Below are 15,525 nucleotides of genomic sequence, written 5' to 3' on the forward strand. Positions count from 1 at the left end.
ATTCAAGAAGATTTAGTACTCCATTTTATATCTCAAAGTTTAATACTATAGATTGTATTTATTATGATTTTCAAATTTGATAGCTCCAATCCGCTTCAACCAACCTTCCAGGAATAAATGATTTTTGCCTTTTTTAGCTATTTTATGGTAATAGCGGATTCTTGCTTTTTTAATCTCCCCAAACAAATCTTTAGGCTCGTGAATATTAATAGCCGTCAGGGTATTGAAACCTATAATGCCATCCATCTTTAAGTCTTCATCAAAGAATTGATTAAGCACACGCTGAACACCTCTTGCTCCCCAATGCCCACTATTAACACACCAATCAAAGATAATTTCTTGTAGAGAACCATCCAGAATACCATCTATTTTAAACTTCTCATAAAAAGTTTTCTCATAGAAGTCTTTAACAAGCTGCGTCAGTTCCGGAACATCTATTTTGAAGTTCCACTTTATCTTACCGTAAGTTTCTTTGTAGGCATCAATATACTCCCAACCTTCCCAATCAGGGTGTAGATTCCGGGCAACACCCATATAGGTTTCCCCACCACGGTCGCCTTCTATGTTAGCATAGTAGCCCTCGTGTTTGATTACACCATCAAACAACTCATCAAATGTTTTCATTTTTACGTTTAGTTTTAAGTTTTACATTATTTACAGCCGATACAGAACCTCCAAATAAGAAGTCTATTATCGTGCTTAGTTTGGTAGATATTCCACCGTTGATACTGCTTATAAAGGCAATTTGCCAATCTTGTAATTCAATAGTTTGAAAAACAAAGTAGTTGAGCATTACAAATGTTAAGGCACACCATGCAATCAAGAAGAAGATTGCAAAAGCCTTTTGAAGCCAACTATCGTTTTGATACATCTCTCTGGCTGAACTCCTATCAGCTACCGCCATTTTAAAGAGTTCCATTTTTCCCTGGAGCTTTTCTTCTTTTGTAGTAAATATCTCATCAATCAGCTTTGTTCCCTCTTTTAAGGTTTCTGCTGCTCCTGCATTGGTTAGCTTTGAAAATAACTTTCTCATTTTTCTACAAATTTTAATATGGTGTCAAGCTTTTCGTTTAGCTGCTTTATTGTTTGGTGGAATAGTTCTTTACTCACGTAAATTTCTTTGGAACTATCCCTTAAATCAGAAACTCGCTTATGCAGTATGGTAAATTTGTTTTCAGCTCCCTCTAGCTCTTTTGTAAGGTGTAGTATGTCTTTTTCAAGCAAATCAGTTTTAGCTTCAACGCTCTCTTTTGTCGCATTTCTTGAAATCGCATTGCGTATAACGAAAGAGACTACACCTACAATGAGCGAGCTGAACCCAGCTACAACTACCCAATAGAATTTAATTGTCATATCATCCATACCTAAAATATTTTAATGGTTTCCGGACTACCTTGTGGAAAGCGATTTTTCTCCATTGTGGCACTCTTGTTTTCAATGTGCATGATTGCATCTACAAGGTGTTCGTATTTCGTTCCACCTTTCGATGTACCATCTCGATTAGCCTGATTAATGATTACAAATGAGGTTCGTGGGAACTGTTTTTTCAACTCCACCAATTCTTCATGTGAAACTTCTGTTGTTTGGGTACTGTCGATAAAAACCACATCGTAATCCCTGAATAGTTTGGGGTTGTAGTCCTCGATAATCCCGATTGGGCTATTGATGCCAAGTCGTACAACTTTTTCTTGCATCGTACCTTTTGCCCCCTCTTCATTGGCGACATATAGCACTTTGAAACGATGCTGTTTTACCAATTCATCTGCCAACATTAATGCAACCGTGCTTTTGCCATGAAAGCGAGAACCGTAAATCATTATATAGAATGGAACATACAGTTTGCCTAAAAGCTTACCGAACTTGCCTTTAATACCAATGGTCTTAAAATTCATCTTGGCAAGGTCATTTGCCAAAACAACCTGGTCCGATGCAATGGCTGCGGTTCTTGTGAAGCTTCGGGGTATTGCCCTGCTATTTGTGCCACTACCTTTGGGCGTTTTTGTGGTAGTGGCATTTACTTTCCCAATCCGGCTATGCCCTGTAAACCTTTGAGCTGAACATTTGTAACTAATAGTTTATCACTCTCCAGATAATCGTGTAAATGCTTCTGTACGTTCTTAACCTGTTCAAACTCCTTTTCTGACTTCTTAACCTTACCGTTTTTCAATGAATTGGTAACGGTCGTCAATAGTCGTTGGGCTTTTGCTTTTGTGATGTTGCCATAGAGGTTGATAAAACGTTTTATCAGTGCAACAGCCGGAGTAACTCCGTAATCATCAACAATATTTTTCAGCTTTGAATACAGTGAATTCGGAACCTCAAACTTACAAGTACCATCCATAGCCTTATAAGTCTTAATGAGGTCATTGCCGATGCTTTTTATTTCAGTTGCATACTTGCTTGATTTGCGAATGGTTTTCTCTGTTGCTGCCTTTTGAATAACCTTGTACAGAAGAGATACCTGACGTTCGCTTACCCTCTTGTTATGAAAATTGAGATAACGCTTGATTATCTTTATCTCTAATGGCATAAGGTCAACTTCGATAGGTTTTCGTTGTGCCTGTTTAGGCGTTTTACTTCTGGTGCTTTTGGGTGCTGCTGTTTTCCTTTTCGTAGTTTTAGGTTTTGATGCAGTCTTCTTAGAAACAGGTTTCTTTTTTTTACTTTCTCGATACTCCTTTAAAGCTTCTTTATACTGACCTGATTCTTTATCCAGGATATTTAAAGGATGCCTGTCTTCAAGGTCAGGGAATCGCTTCTTGTTTTGGTTCAAGTATGGCTCAACAATATTAAAATGATTATCGAGCATTTCTTTAATGTCCTTATCCTCATTATAGAAATCTGCAAATGAGTCGAATTCTTTATGCGCTTCACGAGCTGCTTCCGGTAATTTCTTAAAGTCTATATTTTTGGTAGCCTCTTTGTAATTTTTAACTGTAAGTTTCATATTATAAGATTTTAAGTTGTTTTTGTTAGTACTCCCAATACTGGAGTTGTCCTTATTAGCACAGTAGTTTTCAAACAAAGTCATTTCATCGCTGATAATGTAGAAGCCATCATCAGGACTTGGCTTATAAGCTTTCTTTGTTTTGTAGCCATTTCGCCCCTCTGTAATACCCTGTTTAGGAAGAATCCAAACGAAGTCATCTTTTCTCGGTTTATATCGGGTAGCAATAATATCGGTTGCTTTCTCAAAACCTTTATAGATGGGCAAAGCATTGACATTAACGCCCTCTTTAAAACCATTGGCTAAAATGGAAGCCTTTGATTTTCCTTTGGTACGAATATCCTTGTGGATGGCTTTGTACTTTTTATAGAACTCTTTTTCGGTCATAAAATGGTCTTGATTTTAGGATGAGTACCAAGCCCGGCTACTGCTCGAAGCTGTTTTTGCTTTATCAAGATTGCCTTTGCACGAAGCTTTACAAGCTTCAATTGCTTTCCTGTATCAAGCTTTACCTTTTTGCCTTTTGGTGCTGATTGTTTTTGTTTGGCCAGTCGCTTGGGGAACTCCTTTTTATCCTGCTCAAACATCTGCATAGCCTCATTGGTAAGGCTGTCTGTTGTGTTCCCTCGCTTTGTTCCTTTGTCCAAATACTCATCGTAATAATGACGTGGGATTTTAACAGATAAGCTGAATCGTTCTCCAAATAGATTAATAAGCTTTGGCATTTTACTTTCCTCTACCGAAGCTTTCATATTGCCCGATACCATCTCAAAACCATCCCGATTATTGACTAGAAGCTTTACTACTTCCTTATCGGTATAAATGGGAATATGTGTTTTGGTTTTGGGCATGATGACCTTGAAAGTATCATCATAATGCCTGGCTATTGTGATTCTGTTTTCGGTGGAAATGGTTGAACCATTTCGTAGGCTCATAATGTGCTTTTGTAGCTTCGCTATAGGAGCTACTACATAGTTATCAGCCTTATTGTCGTTGTTATCAGGCGACCATGCTTCCGACATTAAAATTCCTTTTTGAACACCTCTTCCTTTGGTGGTAAAGCTTACCAATTTGCCTGAAAAATCCGCAGAACCTTGGAGTATATTTCCTGTGACGATGTAGCGGTTTTGCCGGTCGGCTGTAAAGGCTTTAATGGCTTCGTCCCACCTGTCAATTAGTATTTCCTTTTGGCTTGATGTGAGCTGCATACTTCGGCTCATAATACGCTCGATTTCTTTAGCGGTATCGCCCGATGCAGCAAGAACGATGTATTTACGGCTATCCGAAATGGCAAATCGTAACTTTACCGATGATGGCGCATAAGGGTTCTTGCGTTTTGGGTTAATATCAAAACCTAAAAAGATGCAGTAGGAATTATCGCTGCTATCGGTTTCAAAACTTACAGCCGGATAGAAATAACCATGCCCAACCTTAAAGTACTTGAAAAAGTTATTCAGGTAGCGTTGGCGATTTTCGCTTTGTGTTTTTATTCGAGTGGTATCAAGCCCTTTGGCTTTGATAATTGCTTCTTCACGCTCGGAGATATACTCCATCCGCTGCTGTTTCTCAAACACAGGAATCTTCTGATAGCCTTTCTCATCCGTAATGCCATCCAATAAGTCTTTATACTTGTTTTCTAAATCCTTTAAATCGGTACTTAGCTTATTTTGCACATACTTTTCATGAGCAGAAACAATTTCTTCAGAAATGCTATCAGGGTGTTTTCCGTTCAAGTATTTCTTAATCAATTTTTCTAGCTCAGGCTTGCCATAAGGCTTTTTGAGTACATTACATTCACACTTTTCTAAGAGCGTATCGTTACCAAAAACAGAGCGTCCACCTTTCCCGGCAATGACCACATTCTTATCAACTGATTCTGCTTTAAGGTTCAGTATCTCCACTTCGAGGTCGTACTCATCGGCTTGCTTGAGGTATTCGATATAATCGTTGTAACGCTCAATAATCTCGCTGTAAAATTTCTCCTGTTCCTTTACAGAAAGAACCGCTACACGACCAGTAACCTTTGAAGCATCGCCTTCAGTAGCTGTTCCATCGCTGTCCTTTCCCTCAAACTTCAATGGATTGTCCAAAGCTTTGTTTAGCTCTTCATTTTCCAACATGTATTGGCGTACCACTTTATCGCCATACTTATTCAAGAAGTCGTCCGATTCTAATTGTGATTTGCTGCTCTTTTGGTTGGAGGTGGTATTTGCATCCAATGATTTCAACTTCTTTTTCAACATCATCATAAACCGCTTCTGTGCAGGAATAGCCGAAATAATGTAATCGTAAATCGGTTTCATAATTTGCCCGGTGCGATTGATACGCCCACGCTTTTGAATTTCAGTATTGATATTCAGTTCGGGTTGGAGTATCACCATCACACGCTGCTTAACTTTTTCGGCTGGCACCTTGTCTGTGACAATGGCATGAGCCGAAGCTCCTGTTGAACCACTTTGGTTAATAAGCAAACAGTCAATCTCATTATCATTGAATTGACGAAATAGGTCGGCTGTATTTTCCTTTTTTCGACTCATCACCAAAGCCGTTGTATTCTTGGCTTTGATTGATTTGTACTGAACACAAAGTTTGCGCCCTGTTACTTCGCCAACCGTATAACCGGCTTCTTTAATTTTTTGGATAATCAGGTCCAGGGGGCTGATTGTGATTCCTGTCGAAGCTTGTTCAATTCTTCGGATAATATCATGGTAAGCCAACTGCGCTTCCTCCGGCAAATCAGAAATATTAAAGGTTTTGCCTTGACCTTCTCCATCAATATCTTTCTCGGTGTAGCGAAGAACTGAATCCAATCCTTTCTCTAGTACTGTAGAAAAGTCTCCATTAATAACATCATCGGGTTTTGCCATGCCCTCTAAAAAGCTTCCCATTGTGGATGCAAAAGCAATGATTGGCTTCTTCCCATCTTTAAGCCTTTTGATTGCATGTTCGGCAACATCGGAAGCATTAATACTAAATAGCAATTGGTTAATGACATTAAAGACCTTTGAGAAATAAGGCACATTATCAACCCCTGCTTTACTTGTTCCTTTTCGGGTTTCGACTTCCTTTCCCTCGGCTGCTGCAATGCCATCTAGCTCCTTAACTTGTTTGTTGATGTACTTCTCCTGAAAACCAATAACATCACGAATGATAGCCGTAACCTTATCAGCAATTTCAGCCTGTTCTTTGGCTTTTTCCTTTAGCTCGATATAGTTGACTTCAACGCCCTCAAAAGAACGCTCACGCCTTATCATTTGCCCCTCTGAAACCAACTGTGCAGCTAGTACTTCTTGCAAGGCTACACCGCCTTTCATAATAGCTTCAACCAAATCTTCTTTACTCATATTGGCATCGCTCATTGATGTTTTTTGAGCATAAATCGGCATGTTATCAGGTCGCTTAGCAAATGTGGCTGATAGGAAACAAACACCTTTGGTTTGGCGAAGTACATCTTGCATAAATTCGCCTGTATTTGAACTGCCCGAAGCATTATGAGCTTCGTCCATAATAATGATATTACCATTTGCCACAGAAGTTAAAAACTGCTGTTTGGCTGGCTTCTTTGGCTGATTGAATTGCGAATAGGTAGCACAAATAAAGTTGTAATTGTTGGGTGCTTTCTTACTCTTAATAATTCGCTCCTGAGTTGGCTTTTTAGGAGCTGTATAGATGACTTCTCCACTTTTGTCCTTGATGTTGGTTTTACTCTCCTTGGTATTTACGATAAACGGAACCAGGGCGGAACTTCCAATGTCTGATAAATCTCGGTACAAGTCTGTAAACAGGTTGGGCTTTTCGGATAAGAATATTGGTTGTAAACCACTTTTTACACCATAGCGAATTAAAGCTGCTGCGGTTCTACCTTTACCAATTCCTGTTTGGTCGCCAACAATAATACCTTGCTTACGCTTTTCAATATTATAAATGGCTAATGATACGGCATCAATCTGTTCACACGAAAGCGATTTAACCAAGTCATCATTTGCGTAATCGAGTTTCTCGGCAACAAAATCAAACAAAGGCATCCCAATGCTTTTCTTGATTTTACGAATTGCAATGTGCATTTCGTGTCCCATCGAATCGGGAACGGTGGTATCAAGGATAAATCCTTTTTCGGCTGTGGGAATATAAGCCATACCCAATCCTTTATGACCGAACATTCCTTGTAAGTATTCATGTTCGTTCTGAGCCAGCTTTTTGGTGCGGACAAAGCTTTTATTGTTAGTGGTTTTAAAACCCAATTCAATAAGTCTTGTCGATATATGTTGTGGTGGAACACTACCAAACTTTATGGTAATGCTATTTTTAGTAAATAATATTGCCTGTTTCATACTGCTTCTGTTTAATGGAGATTGCTTTTGATTTCATTTTGACTGAACTTAGTTCTGAGCCTGCCTTTTTAGACATTTCTTTGAATACATGAAGCCCAAGTTTAGGGTGTACACAATTGCGTAGAACTTGTCCACCATCATGATTCCCTTTGTAGTAGATATTGCCCTCGTAATTGAAGCCCAATGACTTTTTTAACTCCTGTGGAGATGCTGAAAAAATGCCTTTGATTCCCGGTATTTCAATATTCGCTATTTGGTAGTTGCTCCAAAATAGATGTCTCCCAATTTTGGCTGTAGGTTTTACCAATGGCTCGTAATAGGGAGCAACATTTTCAACCACCCAATTACCTTTAAAGAAGTACTTGAGTAGCAATATTTCTTCATACAGCTTTAAGTCAGGATATTTATTGATGATGTGCCTTGTGGCTCTCATCATTTTGCTGTGGCTCTGACACGGTGGACTGCTCCATATAAAATCATAGTCACGGAAATTGCGGACCAGATAATCATGTGCATCGCCAATGACAATCTTATCATTTGGAAAATACTTTTTGTAAACAGCTGCTATCTGCTCGTTATTTTCAACGGCAGTAACACTCACGCCTTTCCACAATTTGCGATTTCCGCCCAAGCCACTATATAAGTTTAGTACTTTCATGGCTAGGCTATTTTTTGTGTTTTAGACTTCGGTGTAAATACAGTCCATTGGTCAGCCATTGCATTGGCTATGCCTTGAAATGTTTTACTGCGAACCCTACGTCTTTCATCATCGCTTAAATCTCTTGCTTTGTAGTACCAAAGCGGTTGTCTTCGCCAACGCTTTTTCTTTTTATCGTACCAATGCTTGTACTCCAATTGGTCTTCATCAACCATTTCGGTTGGTTCTAAGTGAGGTAGGTTCTTTAGCCAAAGACAAGTTGATTTTTTTGCATTATCACCAAAGAAGTATGGCTGAACAATTTGGTCAGGCTTTCGTATTGCAGTACTGATAACTCCAATTGGATTTTCAATTGCAATCTTATCAATTGGAGCTTTCATCAACTTGCGGATGAATGTCAATGCCTTTCTACGTTCCTTTTGTCGTTTAGGGTCGTGCATCCACGCATTGCCTGATACGGTAAGATAGGTACAAGGAGGAAAGGCTATCATCATATCCCAACTTTTATCCAATTGGTTTAGCACATCATCTTGAATGTGCCATTCCGGATGCTTACCTGTGGTTGGTAATACATCACAACTAAAGGCTTCGTGTCCTTGCTTGCGAAGAGCCATTGCAACCGTTTGACTTTCTTCACATGCGACCAAAATACGGAGTGGTCGGTTCGTATTTGGAAGCCTGCCAAGTGATAATTGCTTTTGCTTAATGAGGATTGCTTTTACTCTCATCCGTAAAGCATTATGTTTGCTACTTAATCTCATTTTTTTCGAAAGGGTTTTTCTTGTTTCTGTTTTATAAGAATTGCCTTTGCTCGAATATTAATAGGCACTACATTACTCTTATAAGGTTCTGTAATTTCATAATGTGACCTATAGTATGATTTAAATGCATTCCTTAATTTTGCTCTAATTGCATCCCTTTCCGTCTTTGTCACATGGTGCTTGTCTGCTTCGTAATTCTGATTAAGTACTTTTTCAATATCTCCGTAATAAGGTTTGTCTTCTATAAAATATCCATATTCGGTAAACATTCGATTGTTGTTAAAACTATCTTTTTTCTCTTCTTCGGATTGTTCTCTTTTATGGATAATTTCAATTCTACGATTTACCCATTCTTCACTTTTAGTTGGATTGTTATTTGCATTTTCGAAGAATACTACTAATTGAGGCTTTTTAACAGCTTTTCGTGTAAGCTTTCTAAATCCATAATACACAAACAATCTACCTATTGGTACAGGATTTTTATAGCTCTTTAAGCTCACACGTTCCCAAAGCTCTTCATGGTTATTGACAACGGTGCTATGCAATTTATTTTTAAGCGGAGCTGCACCTGATGGGGTTTCTTTAGCTCCATCAATCAGTATCAATCGTGTATTGATGGAAGTTCCTTGTCTGGAGTAAAGTTTTTTGCCGTTAATTAGTATTATGTCTTCTACATTGTAAAAATGATAGAGGTAGTTCAGAAAGATTCTGTTGTTCCCGGCAGTTACTCTGCCTTGCTCATCCCAAGTCGTGTGACCACCAATGATAATAGCTGCTTTGCCATTGTCTTTCATGCAGCGCAAGGCATTTAATGCCATAGCATGTTCCAACCGCTTAATCTTGAATTTTCCAAATAGAATAGGTTCAGAAAGTGAACCGAAAGGTGGATTGGTTATAACTCCATCAAATTTTCTATCGTAAGCCATTGGCGGATTTAAAGCATCCCAAGAGCTAACCTTTGCAAATGGTTGTTGCTTGAGGTTGGCAAGTCTTACATCATCCAACTCATTTACATGCGTAAAATGATAAGGCAAAGCAATGGTTAAAAGTCCGTTCCCTGCCGATGGTTCTAAATATTTTGGGAAGTCGTCCTTCTCATTGGTAAGATGTGCATTGCCAACCACTTTACCCTTTGTGCTTCCTTTAACAATATTCTTAAAAGCTTTGTAACCCGTTAGACTTTCTGATTTAAGAATGTAACTCGATGCCAGGAACGAGATTGGCGCAGGAGTAGAATATTGTTGCATGAGAACACTCATGCTTGTACGCATTGACAGATTTACCTGTGATTGATAGAGGGCTACAATATCAAGATACTTTTCGTAAGTACTTAACGAACTATCGTGTGCTACCTCTCTTGCGTTAAGGATTATTGCCAGTTCGGTAAACTCTTTAACAAGGTTCTTGTTGGTAATACCGAAGCTTTTGGCAATGCTTTCAATAGTGGTTTTAGAGTGCTTACGAGCGTTGCGTAAATCCTCACGAATTCTTGATATGTAGCCCTTTTTATCCATAAATGTGAACTACATTATTGTGTGAGCCAAATAGAATAGACCAATGAATATTTCTGCTGCCATTGTTAGCTCCAAACACCAAATGCGTTTATCTGCAAAGCCACTTGCAATTAATGCTGATATGGCGATAATGATAGTGAAATTGATATGACCAAAGCTGAAATAGTAGCTTAATCCAAGTAAGGTGAAACCACCTATTGCAGATGCATAGTGAGCAATTCGGATGAATATATTTCGCTTGAAATCAGAAAATATACCGACTAAAAATATACCGATGCCACCACCTATAATCCACCAATCAGCGGTTTCTTTAATGAACAGACCTGTAATGATAATGGCCAGTCCACAAATCCACATCACTATCTCAAATACAAGCTTGTAAGGTTTTCGTAAGAAATAATTACTATCGGAAATGGATTTACGGATACCATGTACTGCTATGATTGAGGTTAGGTAAACAGTTAATGCTATAAATGCCGTGAAAAGGCTTGCTATTACTAATGCTTTCATAATTATTGAAGTGTAATGGTTCTATCTGTTTCGTCTTTAAATGTTAGTTTCAGATTGTTTCCTGCTACATCTACAGCAAAGCTGTCTACATCAGCATCCACAAAGTTTTTCATGAAGTTGATTTGAAAGCTTAAAATCTCTGAGAGTTTAGCTTCCCAATCCTCTCCTGAAAAGATTCCTGAATCAGCATAGACTTGTAAGAACTTTTTCAAGAAATCAGGAATATTCTGCAAGTTTGTATCCCAATCTGCTCCAACCGTAGCGTTTTCTTCTATGCCTGAAAGCTTGTCTTCATCAGCTTGCGGATAGCTTCGTTTCTCAGTATTGGCTTCGATAGCAGTAGCCTGTTCCTCTGATATTGTAGTAGGCTTGTTACTCACATTCGCCTCCCAATCTGCACCAATAGTCGCATTTTCTTCGATACCCGATAACTTATTCTCATCAGTTTCGGGATAAGAACGTTTAGCCGTGTTTGCTTCAATAGCAGTAGCTTGTTCTTCTGAAATAGTTGTTGGTTTATTGGCAATATTGGATTCCCAATCTGCTCCGTTAGTGGCGTTTTCTTCAATGCCTGAAAGTTTGTCTTCATCAGCTTGTGGGTAGCTGCGCTTCTCGGTATTGGTTTCGATAGCAGTTGCCTGTTCCTCTGAAATGGTAGTAGGCTTATTGCTTACATTTTCGTTCCAATCTGCCCCGACTGTAGCATTCTCTTCGATACCCGATAACTTATTCTCATCAGTTTCGGGATAAGAACGTTTAGCCGTGTTTGCTTCAATAGCAGTAGCTTGTTCTTCTGAAATAGTTGTTGGTTTATTGGCAATATTGGATTCCCAATCTGCTCCGTTAGTGGCGTTTTCTTCAATGCCCGAAAGCTTCTCTTCATCGACTTGTGGATAGCTACGTTTCTCTGTATTGGCTTCGATTGCAGTTGCCTGTTCCTCTGATATTGTAGTGGGCTTGTTACTCACATTTTCATTCCAATCAGCCCCGACTGTTGCATTCTCTTCAATACCTGATAACTTATTCTCGTCCGTTTCAGGATAAGAACGCTTTTCAGTATTTGCCTCAATCGCTGTGGCTTGGTCTTCTGAAATGGTGGTCGGTTTATTAGCAATATTCGATTCCCAATCAGCACCATTTGTAGCATCTGCCGGAGCATGGTCAGCCTGACTGTGTTCATAAGCTGCTTTACCGTGGTCGCCTCGATGGGCAGTCGCTTCGGTTTCGCCCAATTCAAGAGCATTGCCAACAAAAATGTATTCCGAACCACTCCAACGATAGGTTTTATTTCTTTCCTTATCGAGATATATTTTGCCTGTTTCTCCGCTTTCCGGGAAGTCAGCGAGTGTTGCATATTCCAATACATCGTCAACATAAGAAGGTAACTGTGCCGATGGTATTTGACCATCAACCAAGTCCGCTTTAAAGGCTAAATCAGGCTTGTCGGCAAGGTCATTATAGCTGATACCTGTAACAGAACCACTAATACTATCGGCAAAGGTGGTACGTATCTCAATGCCTCCATGCTCGTTTGAAGTAGGGCTTGTTTGTAAAGCATCTTCGCCCGATGGCTTGATATTGTTCGCATTACCAATAATGATAATACCACCTTTTAAAAGCCCTGCTGCTGTTTTGGGTGCATAAGCTGCATCAGATAGCATTGGGTTAACCAAATTAGCGGTAGTTCCTGATTCAATTACATTGAAAATACTACCCACATTATTGGCTTCCATTTTGAACGATGGCTTGACAACCACAATCCTGTTCAACCCTAAATCTTTAAATACAATATCTCCTGCTGCAACATCTTGTTTGGCTTCAAAACCACATTCGGTAAGTGTAGCTGAACTATTAAAAAGTTCCAAAGCCCCTTTGGAGGCAGGGTATTGAAAATTGATTTTTTCAAAGTTTACATTGCTGTTATTAATCAGAAAAGCATTGTCAATATTAAACAGTACCTGGCTGTTATCAGCTAATGGCTTTAGGTTTATGGTGTATGAGAAATCACGAAATGCAATCCTGGCACCTGTATCATCCATGTACGGACTATCCTCAAACAATAAATTAATGCTTGTGGCATCGTCATCGTTATATTTCAAAGCCTTGGGCAATGAATTGATTAAGTCCACAATCTGTGAAAATGGCGTATCTTTTTTAATGATAAACCCTTTCTGCTCAGGCTCAAATTCAAAGCCTGATACCGACTGTGATTCACTTAAATCAAAAATGCCCTGGAACACTTTGTACTCATCAAAGGGCATACCCAAATAAGCGTAATTACCATTGGTTGCCCACTCGCCATTTCTTAGTGTTGGAGGTACGCCTCCTTTGAATTTCTTTATAGTACCCATTTGTAAATCTTATAAGTTTTTAAATCATTGAATAGGCTTGCTCAAATAGTTGTGGAGTGATAAAATTCTTACCATTTTCCACCTTTGCCATTGAGAAAACCAAAAGACGAAGCGTGTTTTTGGTTGGTCGCAATTTGGTTTGAGGCTGCACCTTTAAATCTTTGCAAACAGCATTGATGTATGCTTTTGTATTATTCTCAAAGCTTGGAGCATATCGGTGTACAATCTTTTCAACCGTATTAAACCCTTTGCCCATGTAGTTTTGGAAAAGTTTAATCATAGCTCTTACACCATACTCAGGAGCAATAAACATCTCGAATCGCCTGTCTTTGTTCTGATTCTTCGGCAGCTTACCATGCCACTTGCTTTTGCTTTGAATGATATTACCCGGATTGTTATTGCGAATACCTCTGGGCATAGATGAGAGGTAAGTATTGCCACCATTCCAATTCTTGAAATTAGGTGGAAGCGCATTGTTGTTTGTGCTTAGAATATTGGCAGGGCTTCTATCAGAACCACTTGGGGGCAATAGCCCACGTTTGCGTTTGTTTCGTCTTCGAATCAAAACAATTGTGGTCACTATCGCCCCGGTGGTTAACACCCCTCTCGAAATAAATAATATCTTCTTTTTCTTTGCATCCATAGCTGTAATTCTGTTTTAGAGAGGGATTCCCCAACCATCAAACTTGGGTTTGATTTTAGCAATCTCTTTGTCGCCTAACTCAAAGCGAAGCCAACCAATCAGGTTGTAGTCCTGACCTAGAAAAGCTGCACGAGTTCCCCACAGGTACATCTTCATACCAAAGGTTTTAATCACTAATAGCATGTCATCCTTAGTATTGATTTTATCCATTATGCTGAAAATGGTCTTTTCATCCGTTCCAAAGTCAAGCATTGCACCGTAGAGCGTATTGGCAAAAAGAGCAGCATCAGAAGTAGAAATGGTGAGGTTAGTCTTTTGAATAACCGTATCCTTTAATGATGGCGCAACTCTAGTTGTTGTACCATCAGGATTCCGTTTGAACATTCTACGAATAGCATAAATACCGATACCAACGCCAATGATGGGTAAGCCAATCTTTAGACCTTGGGTAATTAATGCTGCTTTATTTACTGGTGGTAACTGTTGCACGATGCTTATAATTTTAGATGTATCGTAATGCGGTTTTTACAATCTTTGGATTCTTGGCTACCTTGGTCAGCAGCTTAATAATATCCTCCTGTTCAACCTTATCAACTGCATTCTGTATAAGATTTCCGACTTGCTTAACCGTTTCTGTAGTATCGGCTTCAATGGTTATTCCTACTTTAAACTTTCTCATAATCGTATGTTTTATTGTTGTTCTAATTCTTCGTTGTCTAAATCGGTTTCTGATCCTGAAACTCCATTCATTGCTTGGTTCAGGAACATGAGCGTTTTGTTAATGAGTTCTGCTTTATCCAGGCATAAGCCAACGATGTTGGCGATTTTAGCTACCTCTTGCAGTTCCCATGTTCTAAGTGCATCAGATAAGTTTTTGATAATCTCTGCTTTCTTCTTGTCTTCGGGAGAGTTGGCAGAACCCATGTCGGTAATCTCCACATTGGTTTCAGGAATTTGGGCTACTTCTTCAGAACCATCATCGACCATTCCCAAAGCTCCTTTGAGTTCCTCTGCTGATAACCCCAATAACTCCGCTGTTTTTGGACTATTGGTAAGAATGCGAGAACCAATACCCACTAATGCACCTGTGGCTACACGCTTCATTACTTCGTTGGGAGCATATCCGGCGAGACGATTTTCAAGGTCTGTCTTCTCAGTTTTCAACTCCTTATTTTCGCCATAATAGCGGTCTTTTTCGGCACGGAGTTCAGCATTTTCATTGCGTAAACGTTCGTACCTTTCTTCAAGATTGGTATAGCGTGTCTCAAACTTGAAGTCGTCTAATTGCTTTTGGTAGCTAATTCTTTCAACTTCTTTGTTGTTTCCTGATAAGGCATTGAACAGACCAAACAAGCTTTCAACCTTACCTTTTGCCTGTTCGTTTTCTCCTGTAATCAAACCCAACAAACCGTTGATTTCGCCTAATCCATCAGTACTGTTTTGGATTTGTTGTTTTTCAACTTCTTGTTGCACGATGGTCTGAATATCGCCACGTTCTAAAGGTTGTTTGGGTGGATTCAAAAGTCCACTAATGTTGATGGTGTAGTCATTCAGGTGTTTAGCATTATGACTTTTGCCTCCATACACATTAACACGCAATGTACCGTGTGCCTGTTTTGCCTTTTCAATGGCTTTTTCAATGTCGCTATTGAACATCTCTGTCCCGGCAGTTCTTGAGGTCAATGCCGTTTCGTCCATACCTGTTATCAGGTATATTTCATAAGCGTATGGGTATTTCTGTTCTACCTCTGAACGCTTGATAAACTCGAATATGCTCTGTATTTGTTCTCTGTAGTCTAACATAGTACTC

The 15,525-nt window shown here is 39.3% G+C and carries 15 protein-coding genes; all 15 read right to left on the reverse strand.

Annotated features, from left to right (window positions below; all coding sequences use genetic code 11):
- Positions 1 to 45 precede the first annotated feature (45 nt).
- Complete coding sequence (locus tag ACRD64_RS10160; RefSeq protein WP_430933229.1) at positions 46 to 624, reverse strand: glycoside hydrolase family 108 protein; 579 nt, start codon at positions 622 to 624, stop codon at positions 46 to 48.
- Entirely contained in the window at positions 611 to 1,033 is a 423-nt protein-coding gene (locus tag ACRD64_RS10165) for a hypothetical protein (protein WP_430933230.1), read from the reverse strand. Before ACRD64_RS10165 ends, ACRD64_RS10160 begins: the two co-directional genes overlap by 14 nt.
- Positions 1,030 to 1,362: a hypothetical protein gene (locus tag ACRD64_RS10170; RefSeq protein WP_430933231.1), complete on the reverse strand. Its 333-nt coding sequence runs from the start codon at positions 1,360 to 1,362 to the stop codon at positions 1,030 to 1,032. The genes ACRD64_RS10165 and ACRD64_RS10170 overlap by 4 nt, the downstream gene beginning before the upstream one ends.
- A 2-nt stretch (positions 1,363 to 1,364) precedes the next feature.
- Positions 1,365 to 1,892 (reverse strand): hypothetical protein, encoded by a 528-nt coding sequence (locus ACRD64_RS10175; RefSeq protein WP_430933232.1) that lies wholly within the window; start codon positions 1,890 to 1,892, stop codon positions 1,365 to 1,367.
- 122 nt (positions 1,893 to 2,014) lie between these two features.
- Positions 2,015 to 3,334, reverse strand: a complete 1,320-nt coding sequence (locus tag ACRD64_RS10180) for a hypothetical protein (RefSeq protein ID WP_430933233.1) — start codon at positions 3,332 to 3,334, stop codon at positions 2,015 to 2,017.
- Positions 3,331 to 7,278 carry a strawberry notch-like NTP hydrolase domain-containing protein gene (locus ACRD64_RS10185; RefSeq protein WP_430933234.1) on the reverse strand — a complete coding sequence of 1,316 codons (3,948 nt, stop codon included), beginning with the start codon at positions 7,276 to 7,278 and terminating at the stop codon, positions 3,331 to 3,333. Before ACRD64_RS10185 ends, ACRD64_RS10180 begins: the two co-directional genes overlap by 4 nt.
- Positions 7,253 to 7,936: a DNA cytosine methyltransferase gene (locus tag ACRD64_RS10190; RefSeq protein WP_430933235.1), complete on the reverse strand. Its 684-nt coding sequence runs from the start codon at positions 7,934 to 7,936 to the stop codon at positions 7,253 to 7,255. The genes ACRD64_RS10185 and ACRD64_RS10190 overlap by 26 nt, the downstream gene beginning before the upstream one ends.
- Before the next feature lie 2 nt (positions 7,937 to 7,938).
- Positions 7,939 to 8,664, reverse strand: coding sequence for a hypothetical protein (locus tag ACRD64_RS10195; protein WP_430933236.1), 726 nt, complete (start codon positions 8,662 to 8,664; stop codon positions 7,939 to 7,941).
- Between the two features lie 29 nt (positions 8,665 to 8,693).
- Complete coding sequence (locus tag ACRD64_RS10200; protein ID WP_430933237.1) at positions 8,694 to 10,211, reverse strand: hypothetical protein; 1,518 nt, start codon at positions 10,209 to 10,211, stop codon at positions 8,694 to 8,696.
- A 9-nt stretch (positions 10,212 to 10,220) separates the two neighbouring features.
- Positions 10,221 to 10,721 carry a hypothetical protein gene (locus ACRD64_RS10205; protein ID WP_430933238.1) on the reverse strand — a complete coding sequence of 167 codons (501 nt, stop codon included), beginning with the start codon at positions 10,719 to 10,721 and terminating at the stop codon, positions 10,221 to 10,223.
- Positions 10,722 to 10,723: 2 nt separating this feature from the next.
- Positions 10,724 to 13,072 (reverse strand): hypothetical protein, encoded by a 2,349-nt coding sequence (locus ACRD64_RS10210; protein WP_430933239.1) that lies wholly within the window; start codon positions 13,070 to 13,072, stop codon positions 10,724 to 10,726.
- Between the two features lie 19 nt (positions 13,073 to 13,091).
- Positions 13,092 to 13,715, reverse strand: coding sequence for a hypothetical protein (locus ACRD64_RS10215; protein WP_430933240.1), 624 nt, complete (start codon positions 13,713 to 13,715; stop codon positions 13,092 to 13,094).
- Positions 13,716 to 13,730: 15 nt separating this feature from the next.
- Positions 13,731 to 14,204 carry a hypothetical protein gene (locus ACRD64_RS10220; RefSeq protein ID WP_430933241.1) on the reverse strand — a complete coding sequence of 158 codons (474 nt, stop codon included), beginning with the start codon at positions 14,202 to 14,204 and terminating at the stop codon, positions 13,731 to 13,733.
- Between the two features lie 13 nt (positions 14,205 to 14,217).
- Positions 14,218 to 14,394 (reverse strand): hypothetical protein, encoded by a 177-nt coding sequence (locus tag ACRD64_RS10225; protein ID WP_430933242.1) that lies wholly within the window; start codon positions 14,392 to 14,394, stop codon positions 14,218 to 14,220.
- Positions 14,395 to 14,405: 11 nt separating this feature from the next.
- Positions 14,406 to 15,518 (reverse strand): hypothetical protein, encoded by a 1,113-nt coding sequence (locus ACRD64_RS10230; RefSeq protein WP_430933243.1) that lies wholly within the window; start codon positions 15,516 to 15,518, stop codon positions 14,406 to 14,408.
- Positions 15,519 to 15,525: the final 7 nt, after the last annotated feature.

The sequence above is a fragment of the Saccharicrinis sp. 156 genome (assembly GCF_050589685.1).
Taxonomy (GTDB): Bacteria; Bacteroidota; Bacteroidia; order Bacteroidales; family Marinilabiliaceae; genus Saccharicrinis.

What these genes read in the sequence shown, in the direction of transcription:
- ACRD64_RS10160 (WP_430933229.1), bottom strand. Translation starts at nt 624, where the DNA reads ATGAAAACATTTGATGAGTTGTTTGATGGTGTAATCAAACACGAGGGC.
- ACRD64_RS10165 (WP_430933230.1), bottom strand. Translation starts at nt 1,033, where the DNA reads ATGAGAAAGTTATTTTCAAAGCTAACCAATGCAGGAGCAGCAGAAACC.
- ACRD64_RS10170 (WP_430933231.1), bottom strand. Translation starts at nt 1,362, where the DNA reads ATGGATGATATGACAATTAAATTCTATTGGGTAGTTGTAGCTGGGTTC.
- ACRD64_RS10175 (WP_430933232.1), bottom strand. Translation starts at nt 1,892, where the DNA reads ATGAATTTTAAGACCATTGGTATTAAAGGCAAGTTCGGTAAGCTTTTA.
- ACRD64_RS10180 (WP_430933233.1), bottom strand. Translation starts at nt 3,334, where the DNA reads ATGACCGAAAAAGAGTTCTATAAAAAGTACAAAGCCATCCACAAGGAT.
- ACRD64_RS10185 (WP_430933234.1), bottom strand. Translation starts at nt 7,278, where the DNA reads ATGAAACAGGCAATATTATTTACTAAAAATAGCATTACCATAAAGTTT.
- ACRD64_RS10190 (WP_430933235.1), bottom strand. Translation starts at nt 7,936, where the DNA reads ATGAAAGTACTAAACTTATATAGTGGCTTGGGCGGAAATCGCAAATTG.
- ACRD64_RS10195 (WP_430933236.1), bottom strand. Translation starts at nt 8,664, where the DNA reads ATGAGAGTAAAAGCAATCCTCATTAAGCAAAAGCAATTATCACTTGGC.
- ACRD64_RS10200 (WP_430933237.1), bottom strand. Translation starts at nt 10,211, where the DNA reads ATGGATAAAAAGGGCTACATATCAAGAATTCGTGAGGATTTACGCAAC.
- ACRD64_RS10205 (WP_430933238.1), bottom strand. Translation starts at nt 10,721, where the DNA reads ATGAAAGCATTAGTAATAGCAAGCCTTTTCACGGCATTTATAGCATTA.
- ACRD64_RS10210 (WP_430933239.1), bottom strand. Translation starts at nt 13,072, where the DNA reads ATGGGTACTATAAAGAAATTCAAAGGAGGCGTACCTCCAACACTAAGA.
- ACRD64_RS10215 (WP_430933240.1), bottom strand. Translation starts at nt 13,715, where the DNA reads ATGGATGCAAAGAAAAAGAAGATATTATTTATTTCGAGAGGGGTGTTA.
- ACRD64_RS10225 (WP_430933242.1), bottom strand. Translation starts at nt 14,394, where the DNA reads ATGAGAAAGTTTAAAGTAGGAATAACCATTGAAGCCGATACTACAGAA.
- ACRD64_RS10230 (WP_430933243.1), bottom strand. Translation starts at nt 15,518, where the DNA reads ATGTTAGACTACAGAGAACAAATACAGAGCATATTCGAGTTTATCAAG.